This is a genomic window from Flavobacterium inviolabile (assembly GCF_013389455.1).
Taxonomy (GTDB): Bacteria; Bacteroidota; Bacteroidia; order Flavobacteriales; family Flavobacteriaceae; genus Flavobacterium; species Flavobacterium inviolabile.
Genome location: NZ_CP058278.1, coordinates 1,327,906 through 1,344,311 on the forward strand (window position 1 = coordinate 1,327,906; position 16,406 = coordinate 1,344,311).

11 protein-coding genes are annotated in these 16,406 nt (G+C 41.4%); all 11 read left to right on the top strand.

Going from position 1 to position 16,406, the window contains the following annotated elements:
• The first annotated feature begins 391 nt into the window (after positions 1–391).
• Positions 392–751, top strand: a complete 360-nt coding sequence (locus tag HW120_RS05820; protein ID WP_177731905.1) for a hypothetical protein — start codon at positions 392–394, stop codon at positions 749–751.
• Positions 751–2,262, top strand: coding sequence for a BspA family leucine-rich repeat surface protein (locus HW120_RS05825; RefSeq protein WP_177731908.1), 1,512 nt, complete (start codon positions 751–753; stop codon positions 2,260–2,262). The genes HW120_RS05820 and HW120_RS05825 overlap by 1 nt, the downstream gene beginning before the upstream one ends.
• Before the next feature lie 13 nt (positions 2,263–2,275).
• Positions 2,276–2,443, top strand: a complete 168-nt coding sequence (locus tag HW120_RS05830) for a hypothetical protein (RefSeq protein ID WP_177731910.1) — start codon at positions 2,276–2,278, stop codon at positions 2,441–2,443.
• A gap of 170 nt (positions 2,444–2,613) precedes the next feature.
• Positions 2,614–3,948: a hypothetical protein gene (locus HW120_RS05835; RefSeq protein ID WP_177731913.1), complete on the top strand. Its 1,335-nt coding sequence runs from the start codon at positions 2,614–2,616 to the stop codon at positions 3,946–3,948.
• 81 nt (positions 3,949–4,029) lie between these two features.
• A complete protein-coding gene (locus tag HW120_RS05840; RefSeq protein ID WP_177731916.1) occupies positions 4,030–5,688 on the top strand; it encodes a BspA family leucine-rich repeat surface protein in 1,659 nt (552 codons plus the stop codon).
• A gap of 159 nt (positions 5,689–5,847) precedes the next feature.
• The gene (locus tag HW120_RS05845; RefSeq protein WP_177731919.1) at positions 5,848–6,207 is read left to right on the top strand and encodes a hypothetical protein; all 360 of its coding nucleotides are present in this window, start codon (positions 5,848–5,850) and stop codon (positions 6,205–6,207) included.
• Between the two features lie 4 nt (positions 6,208–6,211).
• Positions 6,212–7,651 (top strand): BspA family leucine-rich repeat surface protein, encoded by a 1,440-nt coding sequence (locus HW120_RS05850; RefSeq protein WP_177731922.1) that lies wholly within the window; start codon positions 6,212–6,214, stop codon positions 7,649–7,651.
• Positions 7,652–7,744: 93 nt separating this feature from the next.
• Positions 7,745–10,621, top strand: coding sequence for a hypothetical protein (locus tag HW120_RS05855; protein WP_177731924.1), 2,877 nt, complete (start codon positions 7,745–7,747; stop codon positions 10,619–10,621).
• A gap of 53 nt (positions 10,622–10,674) precedes the next feature.
• Entirely contained in the window at positions 10,675–10,872 is a 198-nt protein-coding gene (locus HW120_RS05860) for a hypothetical protein (protein ID WP_177731926.1), read from the top strand.
• A gap of 201 nt (positions 10,873–11,073) precedes the next feature.
• Positions 11,074–11,505, top strand: a complete 432-nt coding sequence (locus tag HW120_RS05865; protein ID WP_177731930.1) for a hypothetical protein — start codon at positions 11,074–11,076, stop codon at positions 11,503–11,505.
• 1 nt (position 11,506) lies between these two features.
• Entirely contained in the window at positions 11,507–16,375 is a 4,869-nt protein-coding gene (locus HW120_RS05870; RefSeq protein WP_177731933.1) for a pyocin knob domain-containing protein, read from the top strand.
• Positions 16,376–16,406 lie beyond the last annotated feature (31 nt).

A 16,406-nucleotide genomic window follows, 5' to 3' on the forward strand; every position in this document is an offset into this window, starting at 1 on the left:
TGGGAACGGCCTTCTGATGAGGGGTGTTTGTACAATCGAAATACGATCAGAATACGCTTTAGGGCAAAGTGCTGATTGCTATTGTAATACCCCAAATACACATACAGAAGTACTCCATGCATTTGGGTACCGATATATCCCGGGAATTGAAAACCTCACAATTCCATAGGACCAAACAGTAATCCTGATTGCAGACAAGCTCAAACAGGAATTTTTATCGGAAGTAAAACACCAAAATTTTAATTATTGCCTTCATTTCAGAGGCTTTTCCTGGTTTTAAACAGCACAAAACAGCGGGAATTTAAGGTAAGGTGCAACGGCCATAATGGAAAGTACCTTCTGTATACAACCTACTTTTATAAGGCAGTAATTTTTATCAAATACATATAATATGACAACACCATTTAATGACATACTACAATGGTTCTTACAAGGTAAGAAACCAACGCAGTCAGAGTTTGAAGCAACATTTAGATCTTTCTGGCATAAGGAAGAAGCCATTCCGGCAACTAAAGTGGATGGTCTTAATCAGGCACTTAGCCAAAAGGCAGGGCAGGCAGAATTTACAGCACACCTCACAGATGGGCAGGCTCATACTGGGTTGTTTGCTGCCAAAGAAAATATAGCGAACAAACAAAATAGCCTGACACCGGACAATACCGGAACAAAGTTTCCTACAGTAGATGCTGTGAATCAGGCTATAGGAACCATTGGTAATGCTATTGATATAATTAACGGACAAATAGTATAATGGGAACAATTGCAGATAAACTAACCTATTTAGGACAAACAAAAACAGAAATACGCGATGCGATCATTTCAAAAGGTGTAACGGTTCCAGCCGCAACAACCTTTAGAGAATATGCCGGTAAAATCCGTGAGATAACAGCCGGAAGCGGAGGCGAAAATCCGGTAGTATGGACACGCCCGGCGGATTGGTTGTCCATTGAGAACAGAGTTAAGGAAGGCGATCAGAAATTCGTGGGCTTACACGCAATATATGAAGACAGTAATTTTATTTCCCTATCGGCTACCGGGAATTATACGGTAGATTGGGGTGATGGCGTTGTCGAAAATTTTGCGTCAGGTGTTCAGGCCTACCACATTTATACCTACAGCTCTTTTCCGGGAACAGAAACGACGGGCGGTTACCGCCAGGCTATTGTGACCGTTACACCGCAGTCGGGGCAGAATTTAACGAACGTAAATTTACAGCGAAAGCACAAGCAGGCCGGATTGAATTCGTACAGTACCAGATGGCTGGATATTAGAATGAGCGGACAAAACATGACGAGCCTTGTTATTGGCGGAGCCACAATAATGCACCGATCTTTAGAAGCATGCTGTTTTTTAGGAAGCAACTTAATAACCGATTTTTCCAAATTCTTTTCAGGATGCAGTGCCCTGCAGTCCGTTTCCTTACTGGACACTTCCAAAGGAACGAATTTCAGTAATATGTTCACGTCGTGTACGGCGCTGAAAACCATTCCCTTATTGGTTACGTCAAAAGGAACGGATTTTAGTTATATGTTCGAATCATGCGCTTCTTTAAAAACCGTTCCCTTGCTGGATACATCAAACGGAATGAGTTTTAGCGGCATGTTTTTCGGATGTACTTTACTGCCGGCGGTGCCCTTATTGAATACCGCAAAAGGAACCGATTTTAGTCTGATGTTTTCACTGAGTACCGCTTTGCAAGCCATTCCGTTACTGAATACTTCAAACGGAGCCGCATTTACCAGCATGTTTGAATCATGCGCTTCTTTGAAAACCGTGCCGTTATTGGAAACGTCAAAAGGAACCGATTTTAGTTATATGTTCCAGGGCTGTGTTTCCTTACAAACCGTTCCCTTATTTAAAACGTTAAACGGAACGGACTTTAGTAACATGTTTTTCGGATGTACAGCTTTGCAGACCATTCCACTACTTGTTACGGCAAAGGGAAGCAATTTTAGTAACATGTTCGGATCGTGTGCGGCATTAGAAACACTTCCGTTACTGAATACTTCCGCCGGAACTAATTTTAGCGGGATGTTCACTAATTGCGGGACATTGAGTAAAGCATCCTTTACAGGAACTAAAAATGTACTTTCCTATGCGGGCTGTAAACTTTCCCGAACGGCCTTAGTTGACATCTTTAACAACTTAGCATCCGGAGTATCGTCTAAAACAATAACAATAACAAATAATTGGGGAGCACCATTATTAACGGCCGGTGAAAAAGCAATCGCTACCGGTAAAGGATGGACCATTGTCGGATAAAAAAAATAAAAATATGATAACAAATACAACCGAATATTTTGTAGAAATAATTGCCGGAGAAGGAATGGAATTATTTAACGGACAGGAAAAGACCAACAGAGTTACGGCACCTATCGGTACGGATTTGAGTGGCTGGATCGAAAGAGAACCGGTACCTACTGAAAGTACTCCGGAAGCATAAGCTGCCGGGCAGGAGCGAAGAACTTGACGGAACGCGATTCCGGACAGAAAAAAGCGCCATAGTTACACAAAAGCTGGATTATTTATAGATAAAAGAGCAGCAACAGAATAAAAATACAACCGGATATATTGTCGAAATAACAGGAATTTTAAAAAATAAAGCACTTTAATATGACAAGTTTAACAGAAATGAAAAACTGGTTTAAAACCGGTTTCAAACCAACACAAATGCAATTTTGGTTGTCATGGGACTCGTTTTGGCATAAAGAAGAGATTATCCCGCAGGCCAATATTCTATACCTCGAAACCGATCTTGAAAATAAAGCGAATCTAAAAGGAGAAAATACCTTTACAGACAAGCAGACGATACAAGGCGATTTAGAGTTAAAAGGTAATGTCAAACCAGGCTTCGAATGGTATTCAAGCTTTGGCGGATCTGAAACGGGGAATATGTATTTTGACAGTATTAATCCGACACCGGAATATCCGGAGTTTGACGGTTTATTCTTTTTTGCTCTTGATCCGGGTAGCTTTGATGAAAATATCCAAAGTGAAACAATTACCGTACGCTTATCGGTTGACGATCATTCCGGAAACTACGTTTTTACCAAGAATGACCATTTTGCAGCGACAACCGGTTATGGTCCTACGTGGACAATGCCTGCGTTAACAGGCTACACCAATATTTATTTGGATGGAGCAACCGTACATAGAATAGCGCCTAACGCGGTTAAATTGAACCTGCCGGCGGATACCGACTATATGGGCGGATTCCTGTATGATAATGTAGTCCGGGTACAACCCGACGGAACGCTAAAAGCGGCAGCGCCGGGAATTCCGGATATCGATAGCATACTTGCGGCAAGCGGGAATACCATAAATGCAGATGTCGATTTCAGAACGAACGATAACCACAACAGAAATCAGGTAAACGGCGAAGGCTCTTTGATTGCCTATAATGCAAATGATGGCTCGGGTAACGACAGGTTTGCCTCTTATACCTTGAACGGAGTACGCTTTGAATCGCACTACAATAACCCTTCCTGCCGGTATGCAGTATCGGTAATTCCAAACATGGCACAGGGAAATAGTAATCCGGCCGAGGTAGTATTGCCTAAAAAGAGCGGGCATTTGCCGGTTAAATCAGAACTGCCGGCATTGATCCACCGAACGATTGCTACTACGGCAGCAACATTAACGGATTCGCAGTTAAATACCCTGATAACCCCGCTGGACAACAGTGGTGGTGATTATAGAGCATTGCACACAACGCTGGTTTATAATGGTACTGCAAATGCTACCTGGGCAATTCCGGCAGAGAATTTTAGCAGCTACAGGTACACGATTATCAACAATACCGGACACTCCATAACCATTAACAGGGTTGGAATAACGACCTTTTGGGTAGCAGGAGTATCGAATACTTCGGTAACGATACCGGCAAATGGTTGGGCGGAAATTATTGGCAGCGAAAAAGAAAACCGGTTCTATTTCAGAATTTTTTAAAAAGAATGATAAAATCAGCTTTAATGATCGAAACAGGACCGGGATAACAATCGGAGAATACTAACGGATAAACAGTAGGGAATGGGAACAATTGCAGATAAATTAGCATATTTAGGACAAACAAAAGCCGAAATACGGGATGCGATCATTTCAAAAGGCATCACGGTTCCTGCAGAAACTGCTTTTCGGGAGTATGCCGGTAAGATCCGTGAAATAACCTCAGAAGAAGGAAACACAAATCCTGCGGAATGGACACGTCCGGCCGATTGGCTGCCGATAGCACACAAAGTGGTTGCCGGCGATCAGAAGTTTGTGGGTTTACACGCGATCTATGAAGACAGTAACTTTGTTTCCCTGACTGCTACCGGAAATTATACGGTGGATTGGGGTGATGGCCTGGTCGAAAATTTTACATCGGGAGCTCAGGCGTATCATCTATATTCCTATGATGCTTTTCCGGGAACAGAAACGGCAGGCGGTTACCGCCAGGCTATAGTTACAGTTACACCACAGGCCGGACAGAACCTGACGGGTATCAATTTACAAAAAAAGCACAACCAGGCCGGATTGAATAATCTTTATAACAGCGGGTGGCTGGATATCAGGATAAGCGGGCAAAACATAGCAAGCCTTATTATTGGCGGACAAACCATCTACCATAGATGTTTAGAGTCTTTTTGTTTTGTAGGCAATAATGCAATAACAGATTTTAACCGTTTTTTTTCGGGATGTTATGTGTTGCAATCCATCCCCATGTTGGATACTTCTAACGGGACGGATTTTAAATATATGTTTCAGGTTTGTACTTTACTGCAATCCGTTCCTTTGCTCGATACTTCCAAAGGCATTAACTTTAGTAGTATGTTCCAGAGTTGTATTGCGCTGCAAACGCTTCCATTGTTTAACACTGCTAAAGGAACTGTTTTTGGTAATATGTTCCAGGATTGCATTTCCTTAAAAACCGTCCCGTTTTTTGATACGGCAAAAGGAACGGACTTTCGTTATATGTTTCAAAACTGTAAGTCATTGCGAACGGTTCCTCTATTTGATACTTCTATGGGAATTAATTTTAGTAGTATGTTCCAGAGCTGTACCGCATTGCAAGAAATACCCTTATTGAATACGGTAAAAGGAACTAACTTTAATAACATGTTTTCCTCAAATACCTCCCTGCAAACGGTTCCGTTATTAAACACAGCAAATGGAACAGATTTTAGCGGCATGTTTTCTATGTGTTACAACTTACAAACCGTTCCCTTATTGGATACGGCAAAAGGGACTAATTTTAGTAGCATGTTTACCTCAAATGCGTCCTTACAGGCAATACCCTTATTGGATACAGCAAACGGTACTAATTTTGGTAGCATGTTTAGTGGCTGTACACTATTACAGACCATTCCGTTATTGGATACTTCAAAGGGAACAGAGTTTAGTGTCCTGTTTTCGGGATGTTATGCATTGGAAACGCTTCCGCTATTGAACACTTCAAACGTTGCTCGTTTTGACAGCATGTTTACCAATTGCGGGACATTGAGCAAAGCGTCATTCTCAGGAACCAAAGAAAATATTTCCTATACAGGCTGCAAGCTTTCCCGGACAGCTTTGGTCGCTGTTTTCAGCAACCTGGCCTCGGGTGTGGTCGCTAAAACCATTACCATCACGAATAACTGGGGCGCAGCATTACTAACAGCAGAAGACAGGGCTGTCGCTACCGATAAAGGATGGACTATCGTGGGATAAAACCGGATAGACTATCGGAATAACCAGTATTTAAAAAGCCATCTTCAGGCATCGGAACCTGACCAGGACAAAACCGAAAACTATAAAAGGAAGCAGGCTACCTCTTGGGGTAGTGGATCCCTATGGCGTAATAATTTCATCAAATACAGAGCATATAATATGATAACACCATTTAATGACCTGCTACAATGGTTCTTACAGGGTAAGAAACCGACGCAGTTACATTTTGACGCAACATTCCGGTCTTTTTGGCATAAGGATGAGGTAATTCCAGCGAATAAAATCGATGGTTTGGAACCGATGCTTAACCAAAAGGCCGGACAGGTACAATTTACAGCACACCTCACAGACGAGCAGGCTCATACTGTTCTGTTTGCATCTAAAGAAAATAGTGGATACAAACAAAATAGTCTGACGCCGGATGGCACGGGAACAAAGTTTCCCACAGTGGATGCGGTAAATGGGGCCATAGGAACTATAGGGAATGCTATGGATATCATTAACGGACAAATAGTTTAACAGGATGGGAACAATTGCAGATAAACTAACCTATTTGGGCCAGACGAAAGCCGAAATAAGGGAGGCTATCATTTTAAAAGGCGTTACGGTTCCTGCGGAAACCACCTTTAGGGAATATGCCGGTAAGATTCTTGAAATAACGACAGCGGATAACGAAAAAGATCCGCTGGAATGGGTGCGCCCTGCAGATTGGTTACCCATAGAAAACAAGGTAGTGGCCGGCGATCAGAAATTCGTGGGCTTATATGCGGTATTGGAAGATAGTAACTTTATTTCGCTTGCTGCTACAGCAGATTATACGGTAGATTGGGGTGATGGTGTTGTTGAAAATTTCGCCTCCGGAGTTACGGCCTATCATACCTATTCGTATGGCTCTTTTGAAGGAACGGAAACGACAGGCGGTTGCCGGCAGGCTATTGTTACGATTACGCCTCAGGCGGGCCAGAATCTGACCGGTATCAATTTGCAGCGAAAGCACAAACAGGCTTTCCTGAATTTTTACAGTTCCGGATGGATGGATATCAGGCTAAGCGGAAAAAACATGACGAGTCTCGCTATTGGCGGATCAGTAATGTATCACGGATATTTAGAAGCGTTTTGTTTTTTAGGCAATAATGCAATGACCGACTTCCGTAAATTGTTTCAGGGATGCAGTCTGCTGCAATCCGTTTCATTATCGGATACCTCAAACGGAACGAATTTTACCAATATGTTCGCCTCCTGTACAGCACTGGAAATAGTGCCCCTGTTTGATACTTCAAACGGAACAGATTTCAGTTATATGTTCAGATCCTGTACTTCATTGCAAAAAGTGCCCTTATTTGATACGGGAAAAGGACTTTTTTTTACGAATATGTTTGCCTCATGTGCGGCATTAAAAACCGTTCCGCTATTCAATACATCCAATGGCGTGAGCTTCAATGCCATGTTCCTGGGATGTACTGCTTTACGAACCATTCCTTTATTTGATACGTCAAAAGTGACGGGCTTTATTGCCACGTTTTTAGGATGTACATCCTTACGAACCGTTCCCTTATTGAATACTGTAAGTGGAACCGAATTCAACAGTATGTTTTTTGAATGTACTGCCTTGCGAACCGTTCCGCTGTTGAATACGGTAAATGGAACAGATTTCAGTATCATGTTTCATTCATGCGGTAAACTGGATATTGTTCCGGCATTGAATACGTCTAATGGAACAAATCTCACCGACATATTCATCAATTGCGGCTCCTTGAGTAAAGCGGCGCTCTCAGGAACGAAAAATACAATTACGTATGCTAATTCAAAACTGTCACAAAGTGCCTTGGTTGATATATTCAACAACCTGGCATCGGGTGTGGCGTCAAAAACCGTAACCATTACCAATAACTGGGGTTCTTCATTACTCACTGCAGAAGAAAGGGCTATTGCGACCAATAAAGGATGGACAATTGTCGGATAAAATAAAAAGAGGATCACAAATACAAACCGGATTTTGCAGCGATAATTACCGGAAGACACAATAAACAGGAACGTAAATAATAAAAAACATTATATGGCAAGTTTAGCAGAAATAAAAAACTGGTTCAAAACCGGTTTGAAGCCAACACAAATACAATTTTGGGCAACATGGGACTCGTTTTGGCATAAAGACGAGGTTATTCCGCAATCCAGAATTCAAAACCTTATAACCGACCTTGAGAATAAAGCCGAAAAAGGTGCCGGAAGCAGATTCGGTATAGAGGACAATAAAATGCCGGCTGGGATCAACCACCGGTTTGTGGATATGAACGGAAAGAATATGAAGTTTGACCATGCTGGCGATTTCATAATCAACAACTATACACCTTATGGAAACATAGAAGAGCTGACGGCTCAGGATGAGGGAACAGTTATTTTAGAAAATGACGAAACGGAAGGGGTTTGTACAATTTACAGAGCCGATGGAAGCAATATAAGCTACACGCCTCCCGGCGGATATTTACAGCTGTTGATTTCAAAAGACGGAGCTCCTTATTTCCCGAAAGGCTTCTATGTTAATTATGATGCAAACAACCGGAAATGGACCTATAGGTCTGAGTTTTTATCTGGAGGATCATATAAATATCAGGGATTCGTAGGTGAAAAGTATTCCGATATAATTGCAGGAATACCACCTGTTATGGATAAAGGAATGGGACAGGAAGTTGTTGTTGTTGAAGGTGACAAACTAAAAAAGACCCCAATTTACAATGTGCTGCCGGCGACAACATTAAATGAAGTAACCAATAAGGGAAATGTCAGCAGGAAAAATGTAATAATATCCAGATCCGGAACAGCCGATACAGACGACAACTATGCCGAATATTATGATTCCGGTTACAGGCTTTATGGCGGCTATAGCAGAGAACCTAAATATGATGTTTATATCGGACTGCAGCATGAAATGGGTTCTGCCTATAAAGGCAGGCATTTCTATGTGTGGCCAGCCAGCCCGAGAAGAAATGATCCCGGTTCAAATCCGTATATCATACCCATTACCGTAAATGGCAAGCCTGCCGATAAAGAAGGAAATATTACTATAGATGGTGGTAGTTCCGGAACGGCTACCTGGGGAACAATTAGCGGCGAAATAGAAGCGCAGCAGGACCTGGTTCAGATGGTTAACGGTAACAAATTCGGAACAGGAGATAACGAGATGGACGATGACAGGTCGGTAGACATGGATTATAATTCTTTTACTTACAACAAAGTCGGAACCTTTGCTTTGTTAGGTGATGATACGGATGCCAGTGAAACCGATCCGGCACTTATATTAGTACCGGTAAGGGCAGACATCCCTGACGGGAACCTTTTGAACAGAACTTTTATATTCAACGAGGACCGTAGTGCGATAACAAATAGTAATGAAATAAACTTTGAGTTAACCATAACCGAAAACGAAGATACTTATACGGATTACTACACCTTTACAAAACAAGATTTTGGCGACAGAGGCGGAATAATGTATTGTTCCAACTACCAGCTTTGGGATGATGAGAATACCATTTCGATAGAGATGACCGGAAACTACCAGTACCGGAAATTAAACTATGCCGATGTCAGAATGCAGGTTCCTCCCGATTCCGGAGAACCGGAAACAGGCATAAAAAGAGTCATGCTGATGAATGACAATGGTTCCGTTAGTCATGCATCGGAAGCGCTTGTTTTAAAAGAATTGTCCTATGTGGAATTAACGGGTAAAGCCGTAGTGGAAAATATACCGTATCAGCATTTTGGCGAATATGCCAATATCGAAATAGTGGGCAATGACACAGGGTATCCGGATTATGACAACTACACCTTTTTAAGACTTAACATACATTATAACCTGTCTGACCAGCTTGGTAATGAAGTAGCGGTTATGTTAGATGTAGACGGAGCTGTTGGTGTGTATGGCTTCTCGTCAATAATGATAGGAGAATACCGATATTTTGTTTATGATGGAACAATCGGAACGGTGGTAACTCCGATATCCTATTTTCAGCCAACGGTTAAACCGGCAGTTGTTAACATGAAGCTAATGGAAGCAACGGGCAATGACAGCTATTATAAACCCATTGTAACAGATGAATCCGGTAATCTTTTTAAAGGAAGTTCAGTATCGCCCGGATTAGATACGGTTCTTAATACCAGGTCGAGTGCTGCATTCAATAGCATTACGTTAAACAATACCAATGAGTTTACAATATTAAATCCGGTTCCATATACTTCAGATCCCGGCGGGATGATGATTAAAGCCACAACGGGGAATCTGGCGGAAACATTTTATAAAAAAAACGGGATAAGTATTCAAAATGCTGCTACCGGCAGCGTTAACCTGAACTTTCCGACTTCCGGTGTAACAGCCGCTACCTACAACCTGAACGTACCGGAGCGAAACGGTACTCTGGCAACTACGGATCAGATACCGGTTATTCCTCCGGCTTCCGGATTGCAGGAAGTTTTAGCAGTCAATTCAATTGCTGAAAAAAGAGGCCTGGTAAGAATTGAATCTAAAAGTAATGATCAGATAGGACCAGGGCTTGCCTACGGTAGCGCCAAACTGGATTTATTCGATACCGGAACCGGCACTAATGCAGAACTGTATGTTAGAGACTATTTCGGATTTGAAACATTTCTGAAACTGGGAGCTTCCGATGCATCCGGACACGGAATATTAGTAAATGCCTATAACTACGGTCTTAGAAACGTAACGGATCACTCCGGTAGCGAGTTTAACAATGATCTGAATTATGTGACGGCCGGAGGGATCAAAAAATACTTTGATGCCAATATAGGCTATACCGTTCCGACATCGCAGACAGACACCGGCAGAAAAGGCGAAATAAGAGTAGGATCTTCATACGTATACTTTTGCGTAGACACCAATAACTGGGTGAGGCTGCCAATCGATACGTCAAGATGGACATAAAGCAGTAACCAAATAAAACCAAATAGACTATGGAAAAATTTAAAAATTGGACTTTGTTCGCAGTAGTAATCATTTTAGCGGTGATCGATCAGACAACAGACATTATGCCTTTGTTCTTAAAACAAATTAATGCACCGGAATGGGTGGGAGCTGCTTTGAGAATATTTGTGGCAGTATGTGGAGCGCTTAAATTAAGATTGCAGGAACCACCTGCAAAACAGGCGAATAAAGACGCCGAACCAACGGTATAGGTAAAAGTAATGACGGCAGGATGAAAAAGCCTGCCGGAATTTTAATTCGGCAACAGAATTTAAGAATAAAGCAATCAGGCTGCCTTCAGGCATTGGGTTCGGATAAGGGGAATCCAGCAACGATAACAAATGGTGGTCAAACCTTTGAAATAAGGAGCCCTTATAAAAAATAGTAATGTTTATTGAATTTAAAGGATAATTATGGCAAGTAAGAATATTTTAAAAAATTGGTTTAAAACGGGCTTGTTTCCAACACAATCCCAGTTTTGGGAATGGATGGAAAGCTATTGGCATAAAGACGATATTATTCCACAGGCTAAAATTCAGAATCTTAAAGCCGATCTTGATAATAAAGCAGAAAAAGCATCGCTCGGTATTCATGCAACAGACATGAATGCCCATGCTGAACTATTTGCAAGGGTTTCGACACCGTATCGGTTTTTACCCGTTTTTCCAACCGTTGACACTTCTGAACTGCAGGTTGATGCGCTTAAAAATACCACGCTGAATGCAGTGATGTATATGGGGCAGATAGATATGGATGTAATACAACTGGACCCGATAACCGGGACTTTATCGAATTGGGATTTTAGAGCAAACACACAATATATAATACTTTATACAAAACGATAATATGAAAATCAATGCACAAGGTAAAACAATTACAACAGGAGACGAAGTTATAATTTCGGAATATCTTGGTGGTGTAAGTGCTACAACTGTTATGCAGGTTCCTGAGGATTCTGAGGCGCATGTATTGCCGAATGTTGCACTTAAGAGACGTATTCGTTTTAATCCAATGACTGAAAAGTTTGAAGGACATAATGGAACGGAATGGACAGCGCTGGGTTTTGATCAGCAGCTAAAGGACGCAATTGACTTCTTAAATGCCGGGTTCTTGAATAAAGCGGACCTTGTTGACGGAAAAATACCCCTTTCACAAATTAATGATGCCCTTGTTGGGGCGGTTAATTATCAGGGAACGTATGATGCGGCAACAAATAATCCTGCTTTACCGGCCGCATCGGTTAATAAAGGAAAATATTGGGTGGTAAATGTTGAAGGAGCCCAGCAGGGTAACAATTTCAAAATTGGTGATTGGGTTATTTCTAATGGTACTGCCTGGGGACGTGTGCCAAAAGCAACCGATGTGGATAGCACACCAACAGCAGGAAGTAATAATGCTGTTTCAAGTGGTGGCGTTGCTGATGCACTGGCTTTAAAAGCAAACACTATTGAAGTGAATTCCAAATTAGCCGATAAAATAAGTGCTATCGAACTGCATGATGGCTTGATTTTGAAAGCCGACCTGGCTGAAGTGAATACAAAGTTTGCTGTAAAAGCGAATATCGCTGATGTTAATGCCGGTCTGGCTTTAAAGGCAGACCTAACCGATGTCAATACAAAATTAGCCGATAAAGTAAGTGCTATTGAATTGCATGATGGCTTAATTTTGAAAGCCGACCTGGCTGAAGTGAATACAAAATTCGCAGTAAAAGCGAATATAACCGACCTGAATGCCGGTTTAGCCTTAAAGGCCAACACCAGCGATGTCAATTTGAAATTAGCCGAAAAAGTAAGCGCGACAGAATTGCATGAAGGATTGGCATTAAAAGCCGATACCACCGATGTGAATGCAAGATTTGCTGTAAAAGCGAATATAGCTGATGTAAACGCAGGACTTGCTTCAAAAGCTAATATACTCGATGTTGATACAAAATTAGCAGAGAAAGTAAGCGTAACAGAACTTCATGAGGGATTAGTCTTAAAAGCGGATATCACTGATGTAAATGCAAAGATCACGGAAAGTGCTACCGTTATCAATGCCGGTCTGGCTTTAAAAGCCGACATAACAGATTTGAATTCCGGCTTAGCGTTAAAAGCAAGCAAAATCGATTTGAGTTCAGGTTTAGCGGAGAAAGTAAGCGCGACAGAACTTCATGAAGGATTAGCTTTAAAAGCCGATACCACCGATGTGAATGCAAAGTTTGCTGTAAAAGCGAATATAACTGATGTAAACGCAGGACTTGCTTCAAAAGCCAATATACTGGATGTTGATACAAAATTAGCAGAGAAAGTAAGCGCAGCAGAACTTCATGAGGGATTAATTTTAAAAGCAGATATCACTGATGTCAATGCCAAAATCACGGAAAGTGCTACCGTTATCAATGCTGGCCTGGCATTAAAAGCGGATATAACCGATGTGAATGCTGGTTTAGCCTTAAAAGCAAGCAAAATCGATTTGAGTTCAGGTTTAGCAGAGAAAGTAAGCGTAACAGAACTTCATGAGGGATTAGTCTTAAAAGCGGATATCACAGATGTAAATGCAAAAATCACGGAAAGTGCTACCGTTATCAATGCTGGTCTGGCATTAAAAGCAGATATTACGGATCTGAATTCCGGCTTGGCTCTAAAAGCAAGCAAAATCGATTTGAGTTCAGGTTTAGCCGAAAAAGTAAGCGCGACAGAATTGCATGAAGGCTTGGCATTAAAAGCCGATACCACCGATGTGAATGCAAAGTTTGCTGTAAAAGCGAATATAACTGATGTGAACGCAGGGCTTGCTTCAAAAGCCAATATACTCGATGTCGATACAAAATTAGCAGAGAAAGTAAGTGCGACAGAACTTCATGAGGAACTGGTTTTAAAAGCAGATATCACAGATGTGAATGCAAAGTTTGCTGTAAAAGCGAATATAACTGATGTGAACGCAGGGCTTGCTTCAAAAGCCAATATACTCGATGTCGATACAAAATTAGCAGAGAAAGTAAGTGCGACAGAACTTCATGAGGGATTAGTCTTAAAAGCGGACATTACGGATCTGAATTTAAAGGCAAGTAAAATCGAGTTGAGCTCAGGTTTAGCTGAAAAAGTAAGTACAACAGCATTACAAGAGGGATTGGCATTAAAAGCTGATACAGCTGATGTTAATGCAAAGTTTGCTGTTAAAGCGAATATAACTGATGTGAACGCAGGGCTTGCTTCAAAAGCCAATATACTTGATGTCGATACAAAATTAGCAGAGAAAGTAAGCGCGACAGAACTTCATGAGGAACTGGTTTTAAAAGCGGATATCACTGATGTGAATGCAAAAATATCGGAAAGTGCTACCGTTATCAATGCCGGCCTGGCTTTAAAAGCCGACATAACAGATTTGAATTCCGGGTTAGCGTTAAAAGCAAGCAAAATCGATTTAAGTGCAGGTTTAGCCGAAAAAGTAAGCGCGACAGAATTACAAGAGGGCTTGGCATTAAAAGCCGATACAACTGACGTCAATGCAAAATTTGCTGTAAAAGCGAATATAACTGATGTAAACGCAGGACTTGCTTCAAAAGCCAATATACTGGATGTTGATACAAAATTAGCGGAGAAAGTAAACGCGACAGAATTGCATGAAGGATTAGCTTTAAAAGCTGATACCACCGATGTGAATGCAAAGTTTGCTGTAAAAGCGAATATAACTGATGTAAACGTAGGACTTGCTTCAAAAGCCAATATACTCGATGTCGATACAAAATTAGCAGAGAAAGTAAGCGCAGCAGAACTTCATGAGGGATTAGTCTTAAAAGCAGATATCACTGATGTAAATGCCAAAATCACGGAAAGTGCTACCGTTATCAATGCTGGCCTGGTATTAAAAGCCGACATTACGGATTTGAATTCCGGGTTAGCTTTAAAAGCAAGCAAAATCGATTTGAGTTCAGGTTTAGCAGAGAAAGTAAGCGCGACAGAATTGCATGAAGGATTGGCATTAAAAGCCGATACCACCGATGTGAATGCAAAGTTTGCTGTAAAAGCGAATATAACTGATGTGAACGCAGGGCTTGCTTCAAAAGCCAATATACTCGATGTCGATACAAAATTAGCAGAGAAAGTAAGTGCGACAGAACTTCATGAGGAACTGGTTTTAAAAGCGGATATCACTGATGTAAATGCAAAGATCACGGAAAGTGCTACCATTTTAAATGCCGGTCTGGCCTTAAAAGCCAACACTATTGATGTTGATGGGAAATTATCTGCAAAAGCGAATATAACCGATCTGAATTCAGGATTAGCCGGAAAGGCCAACACAAGTGATGTGGATACGAAATTTGCGGAAACGAGTACTGTTATACAAGAAGGTTTAGCTTTAAAAGCAAGCAAAATCGATTTGAGTTCAGGTTTAGCAGAGAAAGTAGGCATGGTCGATTTGAATGCCGGTCTGGCCTTAAAAGCCAACACTATTGATGTTGATGGGAAATTATCTGCAAAAGCGAATATAACCGATCTGAATTCAGGATTAGCCGGAAAAGCCAACGCAAGTGATGTGGATACGAAATTTACGGAAACAAACATCATTATGCATGAAGGCTTGGCATTAAAAGCTAATAAAGCCGATTTAAGTTCAGGACTTGCCGAAAAAGCAAATACGATTGACGTGAATGCCAAATTAGCTGAAAAAGTAGGAGTGGTCGATCTGAATGCCGGTTTGGCATTAAAGGCAAACACTGCTGAAGTGAATGCCAGATTAGCCGAAAAAGTAAGTGCCGCCGAAATGTATCAGGGATTAGCGTCAAAAGCGAATGCCGCCGATGTGGATGCGAAATTTGCTGAAAGTATAACCGTTATGTATGAAGGATTGGCCCATAAAGCAGACGTACAAGGCACTTTAAATGTTAGAGGACAGTTGGGGTATGATGAGGACTTAAACGAGTACAGGGAAACCGGTATTTTCTCTCAAAACTCTGATGAAGCAGCGAGATCAGGCAAGAATTATCCTTCATTTATGGCAGGGATGTTAACCGTTGTCAGAAATTATAAAGATGAGGTGATGTGCTATCAAACTTACCATACCTATGGAACGAACAATATGATATACCATCGTGCATTTTATAACGGGGAGTGGTCTCCCTGGAATGGTATGACCAATAGTGGCGGCGATTATCTGCGCAAAACAGGAAATGAAACAAAAACAGGAAATTTAGGAATTGAAGGTGCTTTTGCTTCTCTGGATAAATCCGAGGATAGCTCACTAAGACTGGAGACTAATAAACTGCAGATACCGAATATACAGGGAGGCAATTACGGCCAGAAATACAGTAAGGATATAAGTCTGCAAAGGCAGGGAGGTAATGTCGGGATAGGGACATCGGTACCTGTAGCAAGATTAGATGTTGAGGGAACTGGTAACTTTTCGGGTGAGCTGACCATTGCTCCTGCTACATCGCCTAATGGGGCTGTTAATTTAGCTCAATTAGCTATGGAGCCTGGAGATAAAAATGAGAAAGGCTATTTGAAAATCCTTACGTTTTATCATAATCCGTCCGAAAAATATGAAGACAAGGACCTGGTAAATGCACAAATAAAATACATAGTATGTTTCAGGACAGATGACGGAAAGTATTTTTCACCATACATTGTTGAACCGCACAATTACGAATTCTTTGATAAAGAAGGTATGCTCTCTTTCAATATGGCAGACAAGAGCTATATCGTAGTCAACTATATAAAAAGGAACTACTAAACACAAAACCTCACAGGTATTCCAATCTGCC